This is a genomic window from Azospirillum sp. TSH100 (genome assembly GCF_004923295.1).
GTDB lineage: Bacteria > Pseudomonadota > Alphaproteobacteria > Azospirillales > Azospirillaceae > Azospirillum.
Window position 1 is genome coordinate 380943 of the sequence record NZ_CP039638.1, and the last position, 19102, is coordinate 400044.

Here is a 19102-nt window from a genome sequence, read left to right on the forward strand (position 1 = left end):
ACGGGGGATTGGACGGACGGGGAATGTTTAAAAAGGGAGGGAGGCGGCGGACGGGGTGCCGCCTCCCCGCCGGTCAGGCCAGGGCTTCGCGCAGGCGAGCCAGCCTGTCGGCCTCGTCGGCGCGGGCAGCCAGCGCCTGATCCATGTCGACCTTGACGAAGCGGACGCCGGTATGGGGCTGCATCTGGCCGATCAGGTCCATGTCGGCGGAGATCACCGCGCCCAGCGTGAAGTAACCGCCACCCGACACGGCGTCGCGGTGCAGCACGATGGGTTCGGTGCCGCCCGGCACCTGGATCGAACCGTAGGGGTAACAGGCGTCGACGATGTTGGACGGGTTGGAGCCGGCGCCGAAAGGCTGTTCGCGCGGCTCGAAGGTGAAGGGACGGCCGCCGCGGAACCGGTAGCCCATGCGGTCGGCTTCCGGCGCCACCTTCCAGCTGTCCTCGAAGAAGTTGCGCCCGGCCTCCTCGGTGATGAGGCGCCAGTACAGGCCCGGCAGCACCCGCAGCTCGGCGCTCTTGCCCACCGTGCGGCGCAGCGCCTCGGGCACCTCGGTGCCATGGCGGATGGCGCCCGGCGTGCCCAGCGGCACCATGTCGCCCGCCGCCAGCGCCCGGCCGTGATAGCCGCCGAGCGCGCCGATGATGTAGGTGGAGCGGCTGCCCAGCGCCGGCGGGGTGTCGATGCCGCCGGAGATCGCGATGTAGGCCCGCGCGCCGCCCTTCAGGTAATCGAAGGACAACACCTGTCCGGCGCGCACCGGAAAGGCGGTCCAGGCCGGATGCGGCGCGCCATCGACGCGGGCCGGCAGGTCGGCGCCGGTGACGGCGACGGTGGCGTCGACCTCGAACTCCAGCTGCGGTCCCATGAAGACCGCCTCCAGCGCCGCCGCGCCTTCCGGATTGCCGACCAGCAGATTGGCGGCGCGCAGCGCGTAGCGGTCCATCGCCCCCGACATCGGGATGCCGAGATGGAAATAGCCGGGCCGGCCGAGATCCTGGACGGTGGTCAGCAGGCCGGGATTCAGAACCTTAAACGCCATGGAGGGTCTCCATCAGCCGCTGGTTGGTGCCGTCGATGTCCGCATTGAAGCTGTCCAGATCGAAGGTGACCTTGCGGATGCGCGGCTCGTAGCGGTTGGCCGCGACGTCGGCGGTGATGGCGTCGTATTCCTCGCGGTCGATCGGCTTCCATTTCACGATGTCGCCGGGGCGGAAGAACACCATGAACTCGCGCAGATAGGAGACCTTCTGGGTCGGGTCGTAGATCGGCATCGGCGTGATGCCGAACATCTGGTAGCCGCCGGCCCCGCGCACCGAATAGACGCAGCCGAAGCAGCCGCCATGGCCGATGGTGTGCTTGGGCGTGTCGGTGCGCGGGCGCAGGTATTTCGGCACCTGGATCTGCCGCGACCGTTCGACCAGCTGGTAGAGAAAGGGCAGGCCGGCGACGAACCCGACCATCGACACGAACCAGGGCGAAGCATGGTGGGCGTGGATGAACTGCTCCACCGTGTCGTAGCCGTTCATCCGGGCGGCGTATTCCAGATCGGTGCTCTGCGGATCCTGGTGCCGCTCGCGGAAACGCATCAGCGTTTCGGTGGTCCAGGGATCGCGGTAGAAGACCGGCACCTCGACGATGCGGGTCTCAAGCCGCTTCTCCGCCTTGTCCGCCGCCTGTTCCAGCGAACGCAGCCGGCCCATCAGGTCGTCCGGGGCGATGCGGTCGGGATCGAACTTGATCTGGAAGCTGCCGTTGGCCGGGCAGATCTCGGTGATGCCGTCGATGTGCGCCGCGCGGACCGCGTTGGTGATCGACATGCTCTTGAAGAAGGCTTCGAGCGACATCTCCTCGTCCATTTCGACGAAGATGTGCTCGTCGCCACCGTAGGAATAGCGGGTCTGCATCCGGTGCTCCTATTGCGCGGCCTTCGGGGGATTGAATGCAGGGTTCCCGGCCAGCCAGCCTTCCAGGAACCGGGTGTGCGCCTTGCCCGCCCGGACGTCCGGATCGGCGGCCAGCGCCTTGTGCAGCGGGACGGTGGTCTTCAGTCCGGTCAGGGTGAAGCCCTCCAGCGCCGCCGCCATGCGGTCGATGGCCTCGCCCCTGGTGGCGCCATGCACGATCAGCTTGCCGAGCAGGGAGTCGTAGAAGGGCGGAACCGTATAGCCCTCATAGACCATGCCGTCGAAGCGGACGGCCGGATCGGCGGGCACCGACAGGCTTTCGACGGTGCCGGGGCTGGGCAGGAAGCCGGCGGCCGGGTCCTCGGCATTGACGCGCACCTCGATGGCGTGGCCGGTCCGCGTCACCTGATCCTGGGTGACGGGCAACGGCTCGCCCCCGGCGATGCGGATCATCGCCGCCACCAGATCGATGCCGGTGATCATCTCGGTCACCGGATGCTCCACCTGGATGCGGGTGTTCATCTCGATGAAGTAGAAGGCGCCGGTCGGCTCGTCATAGAGATATTCCAGCGTGCCGGCGCCGCGGTAGCCGACGTTTTCGGCCAGCGCCACCGCCGACGCGCAGAGCCGCGCCCGGGTGGCCTCGTCCAGGCAGGCGGCGGGCGCCTCCTCCCACACCTTCTGACGGCGGCGCTGCAGCGAGCATTCGCGCTCGAAGCAGTGGATGGCGCGGGTGCCGTCACCGAGGATTTGCACCTCGATGTGGCGGGCATTGCCGATCACCCGCTCCAGATAGAGCCCGCCGTCGCCGAAGGCGGCCTGGGCCTCCGACTGGGCCTGCGGGGCGAGGCGGCGCAGCTCCTCCGGCGTTTCGGCGATGCGGATGCCGCGGCCGCCACCACCGGCCGCCGCCTTGATCATCACCGGATAGCCGATGGTCTCGGCGGCGGTCAGCGCCGCCTCGACATCGGCGACGCGGCCCTGCGATCCGGGGACCACCGGCACGCCGGCGGCAATGGCGGCCTCGCGGGCGGCGGCCTTGTCGCCCATCCGGCGGATGGTGTCGGCCTTCGGACCGACGAAGACCATGCCGAAGCTCTCCACCATCTCGGCGAATTCGGCATTCTCGGAGAGGAAGCCGTAGCCGGGATGGATGGCGTCGCAGCCGGCCTTCCGTGCCGCGGACACCAGCCCGGCCGCATCGAGATAGGAATGCCGGGCGGCCGGGCGGCCGACGCAGACGGCCTCGTCGGCCAGCTTGACCGCCAGCATGTCGCGGTCGGCTTCGGAATAGGCCTGGACCGTCTCGATGCCCAGGCTCTTGGCGGCGCGGATGATCCGCACCGCGATCTCGCCACGGTTGGCGACGAACAGGCGGCGGATCGTCATCGCGATCAGCCTTCCAGCTCGACGAGGACGGCGCCGGCCATCACCGGTTCCTCATCCTCCACCGCGAAGCTCAGGATGGTCCCGGCGACATCGGCGCGGATCTCGTTGAAGCTCTTCATCACCTCGACGAGGCCGATGACGTCGCCCGGCTCCACCCGGTCGCCAATCTCCTTGAAGGGCGGCTGGCCGGGGGCGGGACGCCGGTAGAAGGAGCCGGGAAGGGGAGAGCGGATCTCGGGCATCGAAACATTCCTTCTTCAACGGGCCGTCTGGGACGGAACAGGAAAACCGGGAGACGTCAGCGCTTCTGGGCAACCAGATCGGCGGCCGCGACGATGCGCAGCCCGTCCTTCAGCAGGGCGTCGCGCACGGCGGTGCCGATGGCGAGGGCGCCCGGCGTGTCGGAGTGGAAGCAGATGGAATCGAAGGCAATCTCGATGTCGTCGCCCTCCACCGTGCGCACCTTGCCGTCGCGGCAGGCCCGGACGCATTTGTCGGCGACCTCGGCCGGATCGAGCGGCCGCATGCGGCGGGCGAAAACGATGGAGCCGCTGCGGTCATAATCGCGGTCGGCGTAGAATTCGCGGATGACCGGCAGGCCGGCCGCCTCGGCGACGGCGCAGGTTTCCGATACATCCATGCAGAACAGCAGCGTATCGGGGCTCGACTTCAGCAGCGCCTCGACCATCAGGCGCGACAGCGTCTCGTCCTTCGCCGCCTCCATGTAAAGGGCGCCGTGCGGCTTGACATGCTGAAGCCGGGTGCCATGGCGGCGGGCGAACTCACGCAGCGCGCCGACCTGATAGAGGATGTCGTTCACCAGCTCCTCTGGCTTGGCCTGGATGACGCGGCGGCCGAAGCCCTGGAGGTCGCGATAACCGGGGTGGGCGCCCAGGGCCACGCCGCGCTCGACCCCCAGCCGCACCACGCGATCCATCAGATTGGGATCGCCCGCATGGAAGCCGGTGGCGACATTGGCCGAGCTGATGAGGTCCATCAGCGCGTCGTCGGAGGCCTCGCCGAGCGTCCACTGGCCGTACCCCTCGCCGAGGTCACAGTTGAGATCGACCATTGTACGAGCCAACGCGTTACTCCCTTGCTTGCTTACGGAACCGGGGGTGCTGAGCCCCAGGGATGAGTCCGTGGAATGGCTGCCTTGCCATATGAGCGTATGCCGTTCCCTACCCTTTGCAATTTCTAATTTTTGCGATTGCTTTATCTGTTTTTCCGTCGTCAAAATTCGCTCGAAAATCAGGCAAGACAGCGGAATTCAGCCACTATGGGATGGCCTTGGCCTGTGCAGGATTTAGGCATATTCTGATTTTTCGATAATATCTTATGGCAAAATCCGGGGTTTGATATGCTGAATTTCCGCCACGTGAAATATTTCCTTGCCACCGCCAATCTCGGGCAGGTGTCACGGGCGGCGCGCGAGCTGTCGATTTCCCAGTCGGCGATCACCTCCGCCATCAAGGAGCTGGAGGCGGAGGTCGGCGGGCGGCTGTTCGTCCGCACCGCACAGGGCATGGAGCTGACCGACACCGGCCGCCGTTTCCTGGCCGCGAGCCACCGCATCATGGCGAGCGTCGAGGAGGCGCTGCATCCGGCGGATATGGCGGCTGAGGTCGCCGGCAGCCTGTCGATCGGCGCCAGCTATACGGTTCTGGGATATTTTCTGCCGCAGCATCTGGAGCGGCTGGAACGGCGCTACCCCAACCTGCGCATCCACATCCACGAGCTGACGCGCGAGATGATCGAGGACAATCTGATCACCGGTCGGCTCGACATGGCGGTGGTCCTGACCTCCAACATCAGCAATCCGGAACTGACGACCGAAACGCTGATCGGCAGCCAGCGGCGCCTGTGGGTGCCGGCCGGGCACCGGCTGCTCGAACTCGATTCCGTCGGGCTCCAGGATGTGGCCGAGCACCCCTACATCATGCTGACCGTCGACGAGGCCGCCCACTGGACCACCCGCTACTGGAGCGCCTCACCCTTTCGCCCCAATGTCCGGCTGCGCACCTCGTCGATCGAAGCCGTTCGCTCCACCGTCGCCAACGGCCAGGGCGTGACCATCCTGTCCGACATGGTCTATCGGCCATGGTCACTGGAAGGCAAACGGATCGAGACGATCATCATGCGCGAGCGGGTTCCGGCGATGGATGTCGGCCTGGCTTGGCGCCAAGGGGTCGAGCTGACACCGGCCATGCGCCTGTTCCGCACGCATTTCAGCGAGGTTTACCAAACGCCGCAAAGCCGCATGCCGCGATGAACCGAGGCCATGAGGCCGGTGCGTACGACCGCTCGACGGCACCTCCCGGATGGTGATCCGCGGCGTTTGATCCGCACCGACAGCGATACCGTAACGGCGCTTTTCGGAGCGGCCCGCAAGTCGAATTTCCAAAAAAGGAACCTGCCCACCTTCATCCACAATGAACCTTCCGAACAGAGACGGCCAAATCCGAGTCAGCCGGGCAAAAACTGCCGATTACAGCTTGCCGCTTCCGGCAGTGTGGAAATGTTTCATTTCCTCCTGATTCGCTTAAAAAACGATCGTCCGTTTTTTGTCTCATTCATGCCACGGAAAACGCCGTCATTCATAATTTCCTAACTATAAGTGTTAGTACCCGATTAAGGCTAACAGACGAGCCTGCGGAACAAGGCGATACCCATAAAGCGGAGTTCCAAAATGGCTACCACCAACACCGACGGCACGATCCAGGTCACCTTCGCGGTCAATGCCTGGGGCGATGTGGCCGGCGGAAAATGGCCGCATTTTCAACTGCTTTTGGACGGCACCAGCATCGGTGAGGCCACCGTCTCCTCCGCCACCCAGTCGCGTTACGTCTTCACCGCCACCGTGCCGGCCGACAAGGCCCACGCCCTGCAGCTGGTCTATGACAACGACGACAAGGTTAACGGCGAGGACCGCAACCTGTATGTCAAGTCGTTCGAGGTGAACGGCAAGACCATCCTGGCGATCGATCCGTCCGTCCAGTACGACACCGGCAAGGTCGATGGCCTGAACGTCATCGCCGGCCAGACCGAGATGTATTGGCCGGGCGCCCTGAATGTGCCGCTGCCCGCCACCCTGTTCCCGTCGACCGCAACGGCGCCGGGCGCCGAGCCGGCCTCCACCATGACCACGACCATCAAGGTCAGCGCCTATGGCGTCAGCGCCGCCGGCCAGGCTCCCCATTTCAAGCTGCTGGTCGACGATCAGGTGGTCGGCGATGCCTGGGTCAACGCCACCTCGCCCACCAACTACACCTTCACCGCCAACGTGGACCCGAACGAGGCCCACAAGATCCAGATCTGGTACGACAACGACGCCACCGTGAACGGCGTCGACCGCAACCTGTTCGTCAAGTCGATCAACATCGACGGCCAGACCATCGCGTCGACCTCGGACATGGCCTCCTACGACAAGGGTCCGGTGGACGGCAAGTTCGTCGTCGCCGGCCAGGAAGGCCTCTATTGGGGCGGCGCCCTGACCTTCGGCGTGCCGGAGGAGTATTTCGGCGGCGCCTATGTCCCCCCTCCCCCGCCGCCGCCGAGCAAGTCGGTGGACATCATCGTCAACGCCTCCGGCACCTCGGCCGGCGGTCAGGCGGCGCATTTCAAGCTGCTGGTCGACGGCCAGGTGATCGGCGACGCCAAGGCGACCGCCACCACCGCCGGCTACAAGTTCACCACCGACGTCGACCCGACCAAGGCCCATACGGTCCAGGTCTGGTACGACAACGACGCCACCGTGAACGGCGTCGACCGCAACCTGTTCGTCAAGTCGGTCTCCATCAACGGCCACACGGTGGCCGCCACCGACAGCATCGTCACCTATGACAAGGGGGCGGTCGACGGCAAGGACGTGGTCGCCGGCCAGGAAGGCCTCTATTGGGGCGGCGCCCTGAACATCAAGGCCGGCACCGACCTGTTCAGCGACACGCCGTCCACACAGACGCCGGTGCCGACCGCCCCGACCAAGCCGGCCTTCTACGTCGCCACCAACGGCAAGGACACGTGGTCCGGCAAGCTGGCGGCGCCGAACGCCGACGGCACCGACGGCCCCTTCGCCAGCCTGGAGAAGGCGCAGGCCGCCATGCGGGCCGACCCGACCATCGACACCACCTACATCCGCGCCGGCGATTACCACCTGACCAAGACGCTGGAGCTGACCGCGCTCGACAACGGCCACAGCTTCCAGAATTATCCCGGCGAGAAGCCGGTGCTGAGCGGCGGCGAAGTGGTGAAGAGCTTCACCAGCGAGGGCAACGGCCTCTATTCGGCCAAGCTCGGCACCGCCACGAACCTGGATCTGGTCGTCGGCGACGTCCGCCAGCATCTGGCGGAGAAGTTCGCCTATGACAGCGCCGACGTCACCAGCGGCTGGCACTTCGCCGACGCCGCCTCGGCGGGGCCGAGCGGCTGGTCCATCCGATCCCACGGCACCGATGTCACCACCGCCGACATCCAGCCGGGCACGCTCATCCAGATCATGGATGCCGAGCGGCTGGGCGACACGCTGGGCAGCATCGCCAGCTTCAATGCCTCCACCCGCACCATCACGCTGAAGAACGGGGCCTCCCTGCCCTTCGCGGAAGGCACCACCTACAAGCTGCTGAACAATGCCGCTTACGTCGATCAGGCGGGCGAGTTCGCCTGGCGGACCAGCGACGGCGCGCTGCTCTACAAGGCGGCCAGCTCCAACTTCGTCTCCACCGGCGTGGAGGTGCCGCGGCTGGGCACGCTGGTTCGGCTGAACGGCGCCAGCGACGTCACCATCGACGGGCTGACCTTCAAGAACACCACCACCGGCGGCAACGCGCTCGACCTGCTGAAGGCCAGCGGCAACCACATCAGCGACAACAGCTTCCTGAACGTCGGCACCGCCATCCATCTGGGGTCCGGCTCGTCCAACAACCAGATCGCCCACAACACGCTGAACCATCTGGCGGAAAACGGCATCGAGATGGACGGCCGCAGCAACGGCAACAGCATCTATGCCAACACCATCAGCAACATCGGCGAGGTGCACAAGGCGGTCGCCGGCATCATCGGCACCGGGGTGGACAACAACCTGATCTCCAACAACGACATCGACCACAGCGCCCGCTACGGCATCTCGTTCAAGGATTACGGCGGCACCACCAACACGGTGAACCACAACAACGTCATCCAGTACAACCACATCTCCTACACCGGTCTGGAGACCGCCGACGGCGGCGCGATCGAGATCCTGGGCCGGTCCAGCGTCGACACCGGCATGATCATCCAGGGCAACCGGATCGAGCATGCCAATGGGCTGGCCACCAGCAACCAGGACACCTGGCTGTCCGGCCAGAAGGGCTTCGGCATCTATCTGGACGACATGGCCGGCGGCATCACCGTCAAGGACAACTTCATCAAGGACGCCGACTGGGCCTCTGTGCAGATCCACGGCGGCGACAACAACGTGGTGACCAACAACTTCTCGGTCATCGCCAGCAACAAGGAAGACTTCATCCGCATCGAATGGCAACCGGTGCACGGCACCGCCGGCGACCCGCACAACAACACGATCACCAAGAACGTGGTGATGGGCACGCTGCCGCTGGACGATTACACCGAGCTGCTGAGCGCCAACGACTTCGTCATCGACAACAACCTCGTCTACAACGTGCCGAAATACGGCGACCATGACGTGATCGCCAAGCCGATGTTCAACAACGCCTATTGGGGTGACTATTCGCTCCAGTCCTCCTCGCCGGCCTTCGCCATGGGAATCCATGACCTCGCCTGGGCGAAGATGGGGGCCGAGGGCGTCGGTGCGGTCGGGCTGGAGCATTTCTGGGACGGCGTCTGATCGCCTGTTAGCGACAGACGATCCTGACGATAGGACCAGTGCATCGGGGGTACGCCCTCGACGCGCCGGCCCCCGCGGTGGGCGGAGCCTGTTTTGCTCGGAGGTCGAGCAACGGAGGCTCCGCCCACATGCATTTCGGAAAACCTTCCCCAAAACGGCTTGAGCACCCGGCGCAAGCGCAATCGGCGCAGCCGTGCCCCCTGCTTGGCGCCGGTGCCGCAGCGCACCATATGCATGCGGCATCCCGCCGCAGACCCGGCGGGGCGCATCCCCATTCCAGACCGGACGGACCGAGACAGTTTCCGATGACGCAAGCGACGTGGACCGTAGGAGCCGTGGCGAAGACCCTGGGGGCCAGCCTCCTGCTATGGACCGCCTGTGTGGCGCCCGTGTTGGCGCAGGACGACAGGAAGCCGAAATTCGGCCCGGATGCGGTTCCGATCACCCGCTCGGTCGATTTCGTCCGCACCGCCCCGGCCCCGGATTACTGGGCTCTCAGCCCTTTCTACGTGCCGCAGACGACCGGGGCCTCCTGCTCGGTGACCAGCGTGGTGATGATGCTGAACGCGCTGCGCGGGTTGCCGGGGCTGGCATCGGAACGGCTGGTCACCGACAAGCAGCTGCTCGACCGGCTGGACGACGATCATTGGCGGGACGCCACCGCCGACGACGGCGAGGGCATCTCCTTTGGTGAGCTGATCGCCTATGTCCACCGCAGCCTGAACGCCTACGGCATCGATGCCGAGGTGGAGGTCTGGCGCCCGCGCGACACCTCCCCCGCGACGCTGGCGGAGCTGCGCCGCATCCTGTCCGACAACGAGCGCAGCGCCGACGACATCATCCTGCTGGCCTTCGACCAGGGCACGCTGACCGGCGACGTCGGAATGGGCCACATCGCACCACTGGGCGCCTATGACGCGGCGAACCGGCGCGCGCTGGTGATGGACCCCGACCGTGCCTGGTATGTCCCCTATTGGACCAGCGACGCCCGGCTGCTGGAAGCGATGCTGAAGCCGGACCGCGCCGATCCCGAGGGCAGCGGCCTGATCCGCGTCCGCGGACGCCGGGTGTCGGGTTAAGCACCCGTCACTTCACCTCCTGGCTGGTCAGATCGGAGGGATTCTGCGACCGGGTCGGCTCGTTCGGCTGGTCCGGTTCGCTTGCCCACTGGTTCGGACGCGGCACTGGGGTGCCGTTGAGGTCGGGCGGCGCCCGGCGCACATCGGCGAGCGCCTGCTGCAAGTCCCGGCTGCCGGTGGCGGCGGAACTCCCCGGATTGGGCGACCTGGTGCCCTGGGCCGTGGGATGCGGATCCTGGCTCTGCTGCACCTTGCCGTCGCGGGCAAGCGCGTCGCCGGCCGACTCCTTCGATCCGGACTCGACCGGTGCCGCCGGCTGGCCGGATCCGGGCTGCTGGTTCGGCTGCTGATCCGCCTGCTGGGCTGACGCCGGCAACGGCAGGCCGGACAGGAGCCCCGACAGCAGCAAGGCGGCGGCGAACTTGCGCATGGCGCATCCTTCCTCTTGAACATTGGTCTTTCGGGGAAAGCCGTTGGAGTCCCGGGGCGCGGCGGCACCAAACCGCCGCCGGCGCGTTGTAGCGGGGACAGAGTCCGGCTTCGGCCGTCCGGCCCCAGCCCATCAGGAACACCGACAATGCCCAGCGAGTTCCCGTCCTCCACAGCCACCCCCACCACTCCAACCTCGCCGCCCGACCGCGCCGAACGGCGCAGCGTCGGCGTGGTGGTGGAGCGTCGGCGCGTCGACAACCCCTGGATCGAGGCGCGCTGGCAGCCGGTGATGCTGGTCCCGGCCGATCCCACCCTGGTCGATTGGAGCGTGTTGGCCGAAGGGCCGGACTGGACCCGCCATTACGCCGGCACCGCCGAGATCGCCCTGTTCCCGACCGAGGCTGAGAACTACAAGCACAATCTCGACGGCGGCAGCCCCAGCGCCTACGTCATCCTGCGGCCGGGCGGCCCGGCGCCGGGGGTGCGGCTGCTGGCAGTCACCGTCGACCCCGGCGAGATCGACGCCCATGCCGAAGCCGGCGACGACGTGATCGAGGCATTGCCGCTGCCGATCCCGCTGGTGTTGTGGATGGACGGCTTCGTCGCCCGCCATTATGTCGAGCGTCCCTTCCACAAGCGCAAACGCGACCGCGCCGATCCGGAAGCCCTGGCGCGGCACCGCAGGACCGGGCAGGCGCAGCATGGTTGAGCGCGTGGTGGAGGAGGGCTTCCTAGGCCGCTGGTCGCGGTTAAAGCGCGAGACACGGGCGGAGGGGCCGCCCGAAGAACTGACGGTGGAGACCGCCGAGGCCGAGGTGAGTGAGGAGGCTGCGGTTGAGGAGGAGGCGCCGGACCTGCCCCCGTTGGACAGTCTGGGGGCCGACAGCGACTACACCGGCTTCCTGCGCAACAATGTGCCGGCGGAACTCCGCCGTGAGGCTCTGCGCAAGGCCTGGGTGAGCGACCCGGTGATCGCCGGCTTCCGCGGCTTCGCCGACTATGACTGGGACTACAACGCGCCGGGCTATGGCGCCCTGCGGCCCACCGACGACATCGCCCGCCTGCTCGACGCCATCCTGCCGGACGAAAAGCGGGAGGAGGATGTGGTTGAGGTGGTGGTGGTTGAGAAGGTGCAGGCTGACAACGCCACTCGCCCCGGCCCCAATCCTCCCCCGCTGGGCGGGGGAGGGAGCGAGTGCCCGTCCGGAAAAGCGGAGGCAGTCCCTCCCCCGCCCAGCGGGGGAGGTCAGGTGGGGGGCTAGCTCTTCTTCAGATACACCGCCCGCCATCGACCTCCAGGCAGACACCGGTCAGGAAGTCCCCTTCGTCGGAGCAGAGATACAGCGCCGCGTTGGCGATGTCTCCCGGCGTCGACAGGCGCCCCAGCGGGATGCTGCTGAGGAACTGTTCGCGGCGTTCCGGCGTGTCCTGCCCCATGAAGCGGTGGAGCATGCCGGTCTCGCCGGCGACCGGGGCGATGGCGCAGACCCGGACATTGTCGGACGCCAGTTCCGCCGCCATCGATTTGGTGAGCGTGATGACCGCGCCCTTGGAGCCGTTGTACCAGGTCAGGTTCGGCCGCGGCCGCAGCCCGGCGGTGGAGGCGATGTTCAGGATCACGCCGCCGCCCTGGGCGCGGAAGACCGGCACGGCGTGGATGGCGCTGTGATAGATCGACTTCACGTTGACGGCATAGATGCGGTCGAAGGTGGCCTCGTCCACATCCAGCATCGAGCCGTAGCGGTGGGTGTAGCCGGCATTGTTGACCAGGATGTCGAGCCGCCCGAATTCGCCCAGCGCCGCCGAGACGATGGCCTCGTAATCCTCCCCTACCGCGACGTCGGCGCGGACGGCAAGCGCCGTCTCTCCCAGGCTGTCGGCGACGCGGCCGGCGGCGGCCTCGTCCAGGTCGGCGACGATGACGCGGGCTCCTTCGGCGGCGAAGCGTCGGGCGATGCCCTCGCCGAAGCCCGATCCCCCACCGGTGACGACGGCGACCTTGTCAGACAAACGCATGAGCGGTTCCTCCCCGGCAATTCTCGATCCGAGATGCGCACGGCCGTTGCGGCGCGCGGACTCCGTTCAACAGGAAACCGGCGCCATCGGCCGCATCGTGAACACGGCGAAGAAAGCATGATAGCGCGAAGCTGCCCGCTGGGGCAGTCGCGATCATCCGCATCGACAACTTCTGAAGGAGATATAAGAGAATGGCGCGAGTGACGGGACTTGAACCCGCGGCCTCCGGCGTGACAGGCCGGCGCTCTAACCAACTGAGCTACACCCGCGTGATGGCTCCCGGTGCTGGACTCGAACCAGCGACAAGCGGATTAACAGTCCGCTGCTCTACCAACTGAGCTAACCGGGAACGGAGGCCCGCCTTATATGGCTGTTGACCGACCCTGGCAAGCGGAAAAACGCAAAGCTTCGTATTTTTTCCGGGCAGGGCCGGTTTCGCGCCCCTGGCCTGTGACAACGCGCACCAAGAACAGCCATGGGTTGCCGCCGCATGGGCTTGCTCTTGACAGTTCCCGGCATCTCAGGCTTTTTCTCGCCCTCCCCTCCCCACCATTGCCGCAGGCCCCGATGTCCGAGGTCGTCCCCTTCGCCGCCGCCCGCGAGGCGCTGCTCGCGCGCCTGACCGAACAGCTGCCACCCTCGTCGGAATGGGCAGGCCGGCTGATGCTGATGCCGGAGGGACGCCGGGTGGAACCGATGCCGGCGGCCGACGCGGTGGCCTCCCTGCGCGCCTTCCGCGCCGGGCTGGGCGAGGCGATCGGCGCCGCCGCCTGCTCGGTCGGCGGGGTGTGGGTCGGGCGGGAGGATTGCCTGGATTGGGACGGGCTGCTGGCGCCGCTGGCGGTCGCCGCCGCCTATGTGGTCGGCCGCACCCAGTCGGCCGGCGGTTTCGCCGCCGAGCTGTTCCGCTGCAAGGATGCGCTGGCGGGCTGGGGCGTGCGCGGCCTGCGCGGGGAACCGGCGGTGGCCCGCGCTGCCGGCTATGCCGTGGTGTCGGTCAGCCGCCGGCCGGACGACAACGAGATCGTCTTGGACCGGGTGATGGACACCTTCGCCTTCGTCATGCGCAGCCTGGGCGAGCCGACGGTGGCAAGCGCCGACATGGACCGCCGGCTGGTCAAGCGGGCGGTGCCGATGCGGCGGTAAAAAGGAGTTCGGTGAGGGCCTGAGCCACCCTCACCCCTGTGCGGCACCCTTACCCCCGTGCGCGCTCGATCTCGACGCCGACGCTGGCGGCGTCGGGGAAGACGTCCAGCTTTTCCACGCGCACCTTGGCCATGGTGACCCGGGCGTCGGCGAGACAGCGCTCGGCGATGCGTTCGGCCAGCGTTTCCACCAGCGTGACGTGACCCTGGGTGACGACGCCCTTGACGATGGTCGCCATGTCCTCACCGGTGACGCCGGGGGCGATCACCTCGAGATCCAGGTTCAGGCGGATGCGCTGGGGCTTCGCCCGTTCATGGGCATAGACGCCGATCAGCGCGTCCATCACCAGATCGCGCACGAAACAACGGGTGGACAGCACCGCCGGGGCCGAGCGCGGCACCGGGGCGGTGACGGTGGCGAAGAGCTTGTTCATGGGCGACAGCCCTAACACGGCAACGCCACCACTGCCAAGCAGCCGTCCCCCTCGGCCCCCATGCCAGACGGACAGGTCTGGGATGGACTCAGTGCATCTCCGAACGGATGCGCTCGCGCAGCACGTCGATCGGGCGCAGATCCTCGCCCTCCTCGTAATGCCAGAAGGTCCAGCCGTTGCAGGCCGGCAGGCCGGCCATCGCCGCCCCCACCTGATGGATCGAGCCGCGATGGTCGCCGCGTGGACCGGAGCCGATCAGCGTGCCGTCGGCGCGCACCCGGGCGGCGACGCGGCGGCGCTGGTCGAACAGGGTCGAACCGGGGCGCAGCAGCCCGCGCTCCACCACCCAGCCGAAGGGGATGCGCGGCGCGCTGCGCTTGGGCGGGGTGTCGAGGATCGCCGCCTCCGGCGCCTCCTCCACCGCGTCGATGCGGGCCTGGGCCGCCTTGACGTAGGTATCGTCGCGCTCCAGCCCGATCCACTTGCGGCCCAGCCGCTTGGCGACCGCGCCGGTGGTGCCGGTGCCGAAGAAGGGATCAAGCACCACGTCGCCGGGACGGGACGAGGACAGGATCACCCGGTACAGCAGCGATTCCGGCTTCTGCGTCGGGTGGGTCTTCTTGCCCTCCTCGTCGCGCAGCCGCTCGCCGCCGCTGCATATCGGCAGCAGCCAGTCGCTGCGCATCTGAAGATCCTCGTTGAGGCTCTTCATCGCGTCGTAATTGAAGCGATAGCGCGCGTCCTTGTCGCGGGCCGCCCAGATCATCGTCTCGTGGGCGTTGGCGAAGCGGGTGCCGCGGAAATTCGGCATCGGGTTGGTCTTGCGCCAGACGATGTCGTTCAGAATCCAGAAGCCCAGATTCTGCAAGGTGGCGCCGACGCGGAAGATGTTGTGGTAGCTGCCGATCACCCACAGCGAGCCTTCCGGCTTCAGGATGCGGCGCGCCGCCGCCATCCAGTCCTGGGTGAAGCGGTCATAGGCTTCGAAATCGTCGAACTTGTCCCACTCGTCATCCACCCCGGCGACGCGGGTGTGGTTCGGCCGCAGCAACTCACCCCCCAACTGCAAGTTGTAGGGCGGATCGGCGAAGATGAGATCGACCGATGCGGGCGGCAGATCGTTCATGAGAGCGATGCAATCGCCGACCAGGATACGGTTTTCAGGGAGCATGATACGACCGGCAAAGAACTGGGACTCGGCCGGACAATGAGTCTCGTCCGAGTCGCCGTCAACAGCTTTCTTTGCCAAGTGACGACGGCTCAGCCGCTTAGTGCCTTTTGACGTTTCACTGGTGCAAAACTGACTCGGTGATGCGGCGTGACACCATGGCGGGTCAGCGCGTCCAGATGCTCGGGCGTTGGATATCCGGCGTTTCGGTCCCATCCATAGTGTGGATACTGGACCGACAACCGCAACATCTCGCTGTCGCGCGCCACTTTGGCGAGAATAGAGGCGGCGGCGATGGACTGGCTGCGGCTGTCGCCCTTGACGACCGCCACCCGCTCGCACGCGATGTCCGGGGTGAATTTGCCGTCCACCAGCGCCGCGTCGGGGGCCGGGCCGGGCAGCGCCAGATAGGCCCGCCTCATCGCCAGCAGCGTCGCCTTGTGGATGTTGAGATCGTCGATCTCGGCGGCCGACGCCTCGGCGATGGCGAAGGCGAGCGCGTGCGCCCGGATCGCCGGCTCGATCTCCTCGCGCAGGCGGCGGGTCACCGCCTTGCTGTCGTTGATTTGCGCTGCGATCTCCGGCGGCAGCCCTTCGGGCGGCAGCACCACGGCGGCGGCGACCACCGGGCCGCAGAGCGGGCCGCGCCCGACCTCGTCGATGCCGCAGACGCGTCGGCCGGGGCCGAAGCCGGCCTCCAGCGACAGGTCGGGGCGTTGCCGGGGGGCGGCGGCTTTGCGGGGCGCTTTCGCAGGCATCGGCGGGCGGCCTTCCGGACGGGGTTGGGATGGGGCCGCTTGATAACCGGGCGGGAGTCCCGGCGCAAGACCGGGCCGGTTGGCAGCCATTCGCGCCAACCTGCCTCTTGAGAAGCGGCGCACGGCTGCGCTATGGATGCGCCCCGCGAAGCCGGACCATACCATCGTTCGTTCAGCCATCACCCGCCCCGCCATCACCCGAGAGCAGGCCATGACCGACACCACCCAGACCGCCGCCGACTGCCCCTGCCGTTCCGGCAAGCCGCTGGACGCCTGCTGCGGACCCTATCTGGCCGGCATGCCCGCCCCGACGGCCGAGGCGCTGATGCGTTCGCGCTATTCCGCCTTCGCCACCGGCAACATCGACTATCTGCACGACACGCTGCTGCCCAGCACCCGCGACGACTTCAACCGGGAAGAGATCGAGACCTGGGCGAAGAACAGCGTGTGGACCGGCGTGGAGATCCGCTCGACCGAAGCCGGCCAGCCCGGCGACAGCGAGGGCATCGTCGAGTTCGTCGCCCGTTTCAGCATGAACGGCAAGCCGATGACCCATCACGAGACCAGCCGCTTCACCCACCAGGACGGCCGCTGGTACTATGTGGACGGCCAGCTCGGCGCCCGTCCGCGCAGCGGCCCCAAGGTCGGCCGCAACGACCCCTGCCCCTGCGGCAGCGGCAAGAAATACAAGAAGTGCCACGGCGCCTGACCGGTTCCGATCTGAGTCGCGGCTGAATCGTCACGCTGCACCTGCACAAAAACGGTGGAATCGCCCCGCCCCGCCCGCCTGTCAGGCGGCGGCGGAGCTTTTGTTGTGCGCGTATGGGGAAAATGCGCGATCCTGATTGAATTATGGGTCGGAACCGATCATCCTTCGCTCGCCCTGTTCCGGGTGTCCCTTCTTTGGTTTTTGCCGGGATGGGGTTTAACACGACAGATGAGACGATAACTGATGTTCGACCGTCCGCAGCGCTCTTCCTTCCGCGCTCCTGAAATCACCCAGCGCGACATCCGCGCCACCGTCAAGTGGTTCAACGCCACCAAGGGCTTCGGCTTCGTCACCCCCGACGATGGGTCGCCCGACGCTTTCCTGCACTCCACGGTTCTGCAGTTCTGCGGACACGACAGCCTGCCCGAAGGCGCCACCATCACCTGCGACCTGTCGCGCGGCCCGAAGGGCCCGCAGGTCGCCACCATCCACGCGGTCGACACCTCGACCGCCGCTCCGAGCCGTCCGTCGCGCGCCCCGCGCGAGCGTGACAGCTGGGGCAACGACGGCGGCTACGGCGGTGGCAACAGCTACGGCGGCGGCCGCGGCGGTTACGGCGCCGACAGCTACGGCGATTCGGACAGCGGGGAGGTCGTCGACGGCACCGTGAAGTGGTTCAACGTGTCGAAGGGCTTCGGCTTCATCGCCCCGTCGACCGGCGGCAAGGACATCTTCGTGCACATCCGTGCGCTGGAGCGGTCGGGCATCAACGGCCTGGACGACGGTGCGCAGGTCCGCGTCACCATCCGCCAGGGCGCCAAGGGCCCCGAGGCTCAGCGCGTCGAGATGGCCTGATCTCTCATCGGTCGTTGTGATGTGAAAAAGCCCCCGCTCCATCGGAGCGGGGGCTTTTTCATGGCCGAATTCCGGTCATTCCAGATGGTCCAGCGGCAGCCGGGTCTCGAACTTCACCTCCTTGAGGGTGACGCTCGATTTGACGTGGGACACCGCGGGGATGGAGAAGATGCGCTCGCTGAGAAAGCGGCCATAATCCTCGGTGGTCGGCACGACGATGCGCAGCAGATAATCGGCGTCACCGGTGACGGCGAAGCATTCCAGCACCTGCGGCATGCCGGCGATGGCGGTCTCGAACTGTTCGACCGCGTTCTCCTTGTGGCGTTCCAGCGTGACATGGGCGAAGACGCACTCGCCCAGCCCCAACTTGCGCGGGTCGAGCTGCACCGTGTAACGGCGGATGACGCCGATGTCCTCCATCGACCGCACCCGGCGCCAGCAGGGGGAGGCCGACAGGCCGACGGTCTCGCCCAGTTCCTGCATGGTTAGGCGGGCGTTCTCCTGGAGGGCCGCCAGGATGCCCTTCTCATGCCGGTCGAGCTTGATCGCCGCCATTGGCACCTTCTCCGTCCGTCCAATCGTTGCACCTGCAAACATAAGCAGAGCCGCCGTCCGGCGCGAGCCCTTCCGTGCAACCAATCCCCATATCCCGTGTTGGCCCAGTGGTGGGCCGGCAGGCACGAGGAGGATGGACGTGTTCGATTGGATCGTCGGTTTGGTGGAGCAGACGGGTTATCTCGGTGTCGCTCTGCTGATGTTCGCGGAGAATCTGTTTCCCCCCATCCCGTCGGAACTGATCCTGCCGCTGGCCGGCTTCACCGCCGCGCGCGGCGACCTCGGCCTGCCAATGATCATCGTCTCCGGCACGGCGGGGGCTGTGGCGGGTGCCTTGTTCTGGTACGGCATCGGCCGCTGGGTCGGCAGCCACCGGCTGAAACAATGGGCCGCCCGCCATGGCCGCTGGCTGACCATCGCACCGGAGGAGGTGGACGAGGCCGCCGCCCATTTCCGCGAGCGCGGCGCCCGGGCGGTGCTGATCGGCCGGATGATCCCGGCGGTGCGCACGCTGATCTCGATTCCCGCCGGGGTGTCGACCATGGCGCTTGGTCCCTTCCTGCTCTACACCACCGTCGGCACCGTGATCTGGACCAGCTTCCTCGCCACCGCCGGCTATCTGCTGGAGGACCGCTACCAGCAGGTCGCCGGCTGGCTGAACCCGGTCTCCAACATCGTCGCCGCCGGTATCGCCCTCTGGTACGTCTACCGCGTCGCCACCTTTGGCCGGCGCACGAGCCAGCAGCCGGCGGAATGATGACCAAGCCCTTTTCCACACAGAGGAAAAGGGCCTGCCCCCGGCTGGACGGT

General features: G+C 67.0%; 20 protein-coding genes and 2 tRNA genes. 9 read left to right on the plus strand and 13 right to left on the minus strand.

Annotated features, from left to right (window positions below; genetic code table 11):
* Window positions 1-73: 73 nt before the first annotated feature.
* The 5 genes from E6C72_RS27100 to E6C72_RS27120 are packed head-to-tail and all read right to left on the minus strand — an operon-like array spanning window position 74 to window position 4383.
* Window positions 74-1045, minus strand: coding sequence for a biotin-dependent carboxyltransferase family protein (locus tag E6C72_RS27100; protein ID WP_109086020.1), 972 nt, complete (start codon window positions 1043-1045; stop codon window positions 74-76).
* Window positions 1035-1910, minus strand: a complete 876-nt coding sequence (locus E6C72_RS27105) for an allophanate hydrolase subunit 1 (protein ID WP_109086019.1) — start codon at window positions 1908-1910, stop codon at window positions 1035-1037. Before E6C72_RS27105 ends, E6C72_RS27100 begins: the two co-directional genes overlap by 11 nt.
* A gap of 9 nt (window positions 1911-1919) precedes the next feature.
* A complete protein-coding gene (locus tag E6C72_RS27110; protein WP_109086018.1) occupies window positions 1920-3299 on the minus strand; it encodes an acetyl-CoA carboxylase biotin carboxylase subunit in 1380 nt (459 codons plus the stop codon).
* Window positions 3300-3304: 5 nt separating this feature from the next.
* Window positions 3305-3541 carry an acetyl-CoA carboxylase gene (locus tag E6C72_RS27115; protein WP_109086017.1) on the minus strand — a complete coding sequence of 79 codons (237 nt, stop codon included), beginning with the start codon at window positions 3539-3541 and terminating at the stop codon, window positions 3305-3307.
* Window positions 3542-3597: 56 nt separating this feature from the next.
* Window positions 3598-4383 (minus strand): 5-oxoprolinase subunit PxpA, encoded by a 786-nt coding sequence (locus E6C72_RS27120; protein ID WP_109086016.1) that lies wholly within the window; start codon window positions 4381-4383, stop codon window positions 3598-3600.
* 294 nt (window positions 4384-4677) lie between these two features.
* Here E6C72_RS27120 and E6C72_RS27125 point away from each other — a divergent pair, with 294 nt between their 5' ends.
* From E6C72_RS27125 to E6C72_RS27135, 3 genes are all read left to right on the plus strand, one after another.
* Window positions 4678-5571 carry a LysR family transcriptional regulator gene (locus E6C72_RS27125; RefSeq protein WP_247875726.1) on the plus strand — a complete coding sequence of 298 codons (894 nt, stop codon included), beginning with the start codon at window positions 4678-4680 and terminating at the stop codon, window positions 5569-5571.
* A 417-nt stretch (window positions 5572-5988) separates the two neighbouring features.
* On the plus strand, window positions 5989-9141 hold the full coding sequence (locus E6C72_RS27130; RefSeq protein WP_109086014.1) for a carbohydrate-binding domain-containing protein: 3153 nt from the start codon (window positions 5989-5991) through the stop codon (window positions 9139-9141).
* Window positions 9142-9446: 305 nt separating this feature from the next.
* The gene (locus E6C72_RS27135; RefSeq protein ID WP_247875725.1) at window positions 9447-10220 is read left to right on the plus strand and encodes a phytochelatin synthase family protein; all 774 of its coding nucleotides are present in this window, start codon (window positions 9447-9449) and stop codon (window positions 10218-10220) included.
* 7 nt (window positions 10221-10227) lie between these two features.
* Here E6C72_RS27135 and E6C72_RS27140 read toward each other — a convergent pair whose 3' ends face one another.
* Window positions 10228-10650: a hypothetical protein gene (locus E6C72_RS27140; RefSeq protein ID WP_109086012.1), complete on the minus strand. Its 423-nt coding sequence runs from the start codon at window positions 10648-10650 to the stop codon at window positions 10228-10230.
* 147 nt (window positions 10651-10797) lie between these two features.
* Here E6C72_RS27140 and E6C72_RS27145 point away from each other — a divergent pair, with 147 nt between their 5' ends.
* Both E6C72_RS27145 and E6C72_RS27150 read left to right on the plus strand, forming a co-directional pair.
* A complete protein-coding gene (locus E6C72_RS27145; RefSeq protein ID WP_109086011.1) occupies window positions 10798-11361 on the plus strand; it encodes a DUF3305 domain-containing protein in 564 nt (187 codons plus the stop codon).
* Entirely contained in the window at window positions 11354-11914 is a 561-nt protein-coding gene (locus tag E6C72_RS27150) for a DUF3306 domain-containing protein (RefSeq protein WP_109086010.1), read from the plus strand. The genes E6C72_RS27145 and E6C72_RS27150 overlap by 8 nt, the downstream gene beginning before the upstream one ends.
* 7 nt (window positions 11915-11921) lie before the next feature.
* Here the strand turns inward: E6C72_RS27150 and E6C72_RS27155 are convergent, their stop codons facing one another.
* The 3 genes from E6C72_RS27155 to E6C72_RS27165 all read right to left on the minus strand — a co-directional run bounded on the left by E6C72_RS27155 (window position 11922) and on the right by E6C72_RS27165 (window position 13017).
* Window positions 11922-12668, minus strand: coding sequence for a glucose 1-dehydrogenase (locus tag E6C72_RS27155; protein ID WP_109086009.1), 747 nt, complete (start codon window positions 12666-12668; stop codon window positions 11922-11924).
* A 192-nt stretch (window positions 12669-12860) separates the two neighbouring features.
* Window positions 12861-12937: transfer RNA gene (locus E6C72_RS27160), tRNA-Asp, on the minus strand.
* A gap of 4 nt (window positions 12938-12941) precedes the next feature.
* Window positions 12942-13017, minus strand: a tRNA-Asn gene (locus E6C72_RS27165).
* Between the two features lie 218 nt (window positions 13018-13235).
* Between E6C72_RS27165 and E6C72_RS27170 the strand changes: the two genes are divergently transcribed.
* Window positions 13236-13814: a hypothetical protein gene (locus E6C72_RS27170; RefSeq protein WP_247875724.1), complete on the plus strand. Its 579-nt coding sequence runs from the start codon at window positions 13236-13238 to the stop codon at window positions 13812-13814.
* A gap of 49 nt (window positions 13815-13863) precedes the next feature.
* On the opposite strand, the gene E6C72_RS27175 is transcribed toward E6C72_RS27170, so the two are convergent.
* From E6C72_RS27175 to E6C72_RS27185, 3 genes are all read right to left on the minus strand, one after another.
* Window positions 13864-14247, minus strand: coding sequence for a dihydroneopterin aldolase (locus E6C72_RS27175; RefSeq protein WP_109086007.1), 384 nt, complete (start codon window positions 14245-14247; stop codon window positions 13864-13866).
* 88 nt (window positions 14248-14335) lie between these two features.
* Window positions 14336-15418, minus strand: coding sequence for a DNA methyltransferase (locus tag E6C72_RS27180; RefSeq protein ID WP_109086006.1), 1083 nt, complete (start codon window positions 15416-15418; stop codon window positions 14336-14338).
* 89 nt (window positions 15419-15507) lie between these two features.
* The gene (locus tag E6C72_RS27185; protein ID WP_109086005.1) at window positions 15508-16173 is read right to left on the minus strand and encodes a ribonuclease HII; all 666 of its coding nucleotides are present in this window, start codon (window positions 16171-16173) and stop codon (window positions 15508-15510) included.
* Between the two features lie 211 nt (window positions 16174-16384).
* Between E6C72_RS27185 and E6C72_RS27190 the strand changes: the two genes are divergently transcribed.
* Together E6C72_RS27190 and E6C72_RS32660 are read left to right on the plus strand one after the other, a co-directional pair.
* Window positions 16385-16882, plus strand: a complete 498-nt coding sequence (locus E6C72_RS27190; protein ID WP_109086039.1) for a YchJ family protein — start codon at window positions 16385-16387, stop codon at window positions 16880-16882.
* A 243-nt stretch (window positions 16883-17125) separates the two neighbouring features.
* Window positions 17126-17737 carry a cold-shock protein gene (locus tag E6C72_RS32660; protein ID WP_109086004.1) on the plus strand — a complete coding sequence of 204 codons (612 nt, stop codon included), beginning with the start codon at window positions 17126-17128 and terminating at the stop codon, window positions 17735-17737.
* 75 nt (window positions 17738-17812) lie between these two features.
* Here E6C72_RS32660 and E6C72_RS27200 read toward each other — a convergent pair whose 3' ends face one another.
* On the minus strand, window positions 17813-18292 hold the full coding sequence (locus E6C72_RS27200) for an Lrp/AsnC family transcriptional regulator (protein ID WP_109086003.1): 480 nt from the start codon (window positions 18290-18292) through the stop codon (window positions 17813-17815).
* Window positions 18293-18425: 133 nt separating this feature from the next.
* On the opposite strand from E6C72_RS27200, the gene E6C72_RS27205 reads away from it, so the two are divergent.
* The gene (locus tag E6C72_RS27205; RefSeq protein ID WP_109086002.1) at window positions 18426-19049 is read left to right on the plus strand and encodes a DedA family protein; all 624 of its coding nucleotides are present in this window, start codon (window positions 18426-18428) and stop codon (window positions 19047-19049) included.
* Window positions 19050-19102 lie beyond the last annotated feature (53 nt).

Excerpts from the sequence above, each read along its gene's own strand:
- E6C72_RS27100 (WP_109086020.1), bottom strand. The coding sequence starts at position 1,045 with ATGGCGTTTAAGGTTCTGAATCCCGGCCTGCTGACCACCGTCCAGGAT.
- E6C72_RS27105 (WP_109086019.1), bottom strand. The coding sequence starts at position 1,910 with ATGCAGACCCGCTATTCCTACGGTGGCGACGAGCACATCTTCGTCGAA.
- E6C72_RS27110 (WP_109086018.1), bottom strand. The coding sequence starts at position 3,299 with ATGACGATCCGCCGCCTGTTCGTCGCCAACCGTGGCGAGATCGCGGTG.
- E6C72_RS27115 (WP_109086017.1), bottom strand. The coding sequence starts at position 3,541 with ATGCCCGAGATCCGCTCTCCCCTTCCCGGCTCCTTCTACCGGCGTCCC.
- E6C72_RS27130 (WP_109086014.1), top strand. The coding sequence starts at position 5,989 with ATGGCTACCACCAACACCGACGGCACGATCCAGGTCACCTTCGCGGTC.
- E6C72_RS27135 (WP_247875725.1), top strand. The coding sequence starts at position 9,447 with ATGACGCAAGCGACGTGGACCGTAGGAGCCGTGGCGAAGACCCTGGGG.
- E6C72_RS27140 (WP_109086012.1), bottom strand. The coding sequence starts at position 10,650 with ATGCGCAAGTTCGCCGCCGCCTTGCTGCTGTCGGGGCTCCTGTCCGGC.
- E6C72_RS27145 (WP_109086011.1), top strand. The coding sequence starts at position 10,798 with ATGCCCAGCGAGTTCCCGTCCTCCACAGCCACCCCCACCACTCCAACC.
- E6C72_RS27150 (WP_109086010.1), top strand. The coding sequence starts at position 11,354 with ATGGTTGAGCGCGTGGTGGAGGAGGGCTTCCTAGGCCGCTGGTCGCGG.
- E6C72_RS27155 (WP_109086009.1), bottom strand. The coding sequence starts at position 12,668 with ATGCGTTTGTCTGACAAGGTCGCCGTCGTCACCGGTGGGGGATCGGGC.
- E6C72_RS27170 (WP_247875724.1), top strand. The coding sequence starts at position 13,236 with ATGTCCGAGGTCGTCCCCTTCGCCGCCGCCCGCGAGGCGCTGCTCGCG.
- E6C72_RS27175 (WP_109086007.1), bottom strand. The coding sequence starts at position 14,247 with ATGAACAAGCTCTTCGCCACCGTCACCGCCCCGGTGCCGCGCTCGGCC.
- E6C72_RS27180 (WP_109086006.1), bottom strand. The coding sequence starts at position 15,418 with ATGCTCCCTGAAAACCGTATCCTGGTCGGCGATTGCATCGCTCTCATG.
- E6C72_RS27185 (WP_109086005.1), bottom strand. The coding sequence starts at position 16,173 with ATGCCTGCGAAAGCGCCCCGCAAAGCCGCCGCCCCCCGGCAACGCCCC.
- E6C72_RS27190 (WP_109086039.1), top strand. The coding sequence starts at position 16,385 with ATGACCGACACCACCCAGACCGCCGCCGACTGCCCCTGCCGTTCCGGC.
- E6C72_RS32660 (WP_109086004.1), top strand. The coding sequence starts at position 17,126 with ATGTTCGACCGTCCGCAGCGCTCTTCCTTCCGCGCTCCTGAAATCACC.
- E6C72_RS27200 (WP_109086003.1), bottom strand. The coding sequence starts at position 18,292 with ATGGCGGCGATCAAGCTCGACCGGCATGAGAAGGGCATCCTGGCGGCC.
- E6C72_RS27205 (WP_109086002.1), top strand. The coding sequence starts at position 18,426 with ATGGACGTGTTCGATTGGATCGTCGGTTTGGTGGAGCAGACGGGTTAT.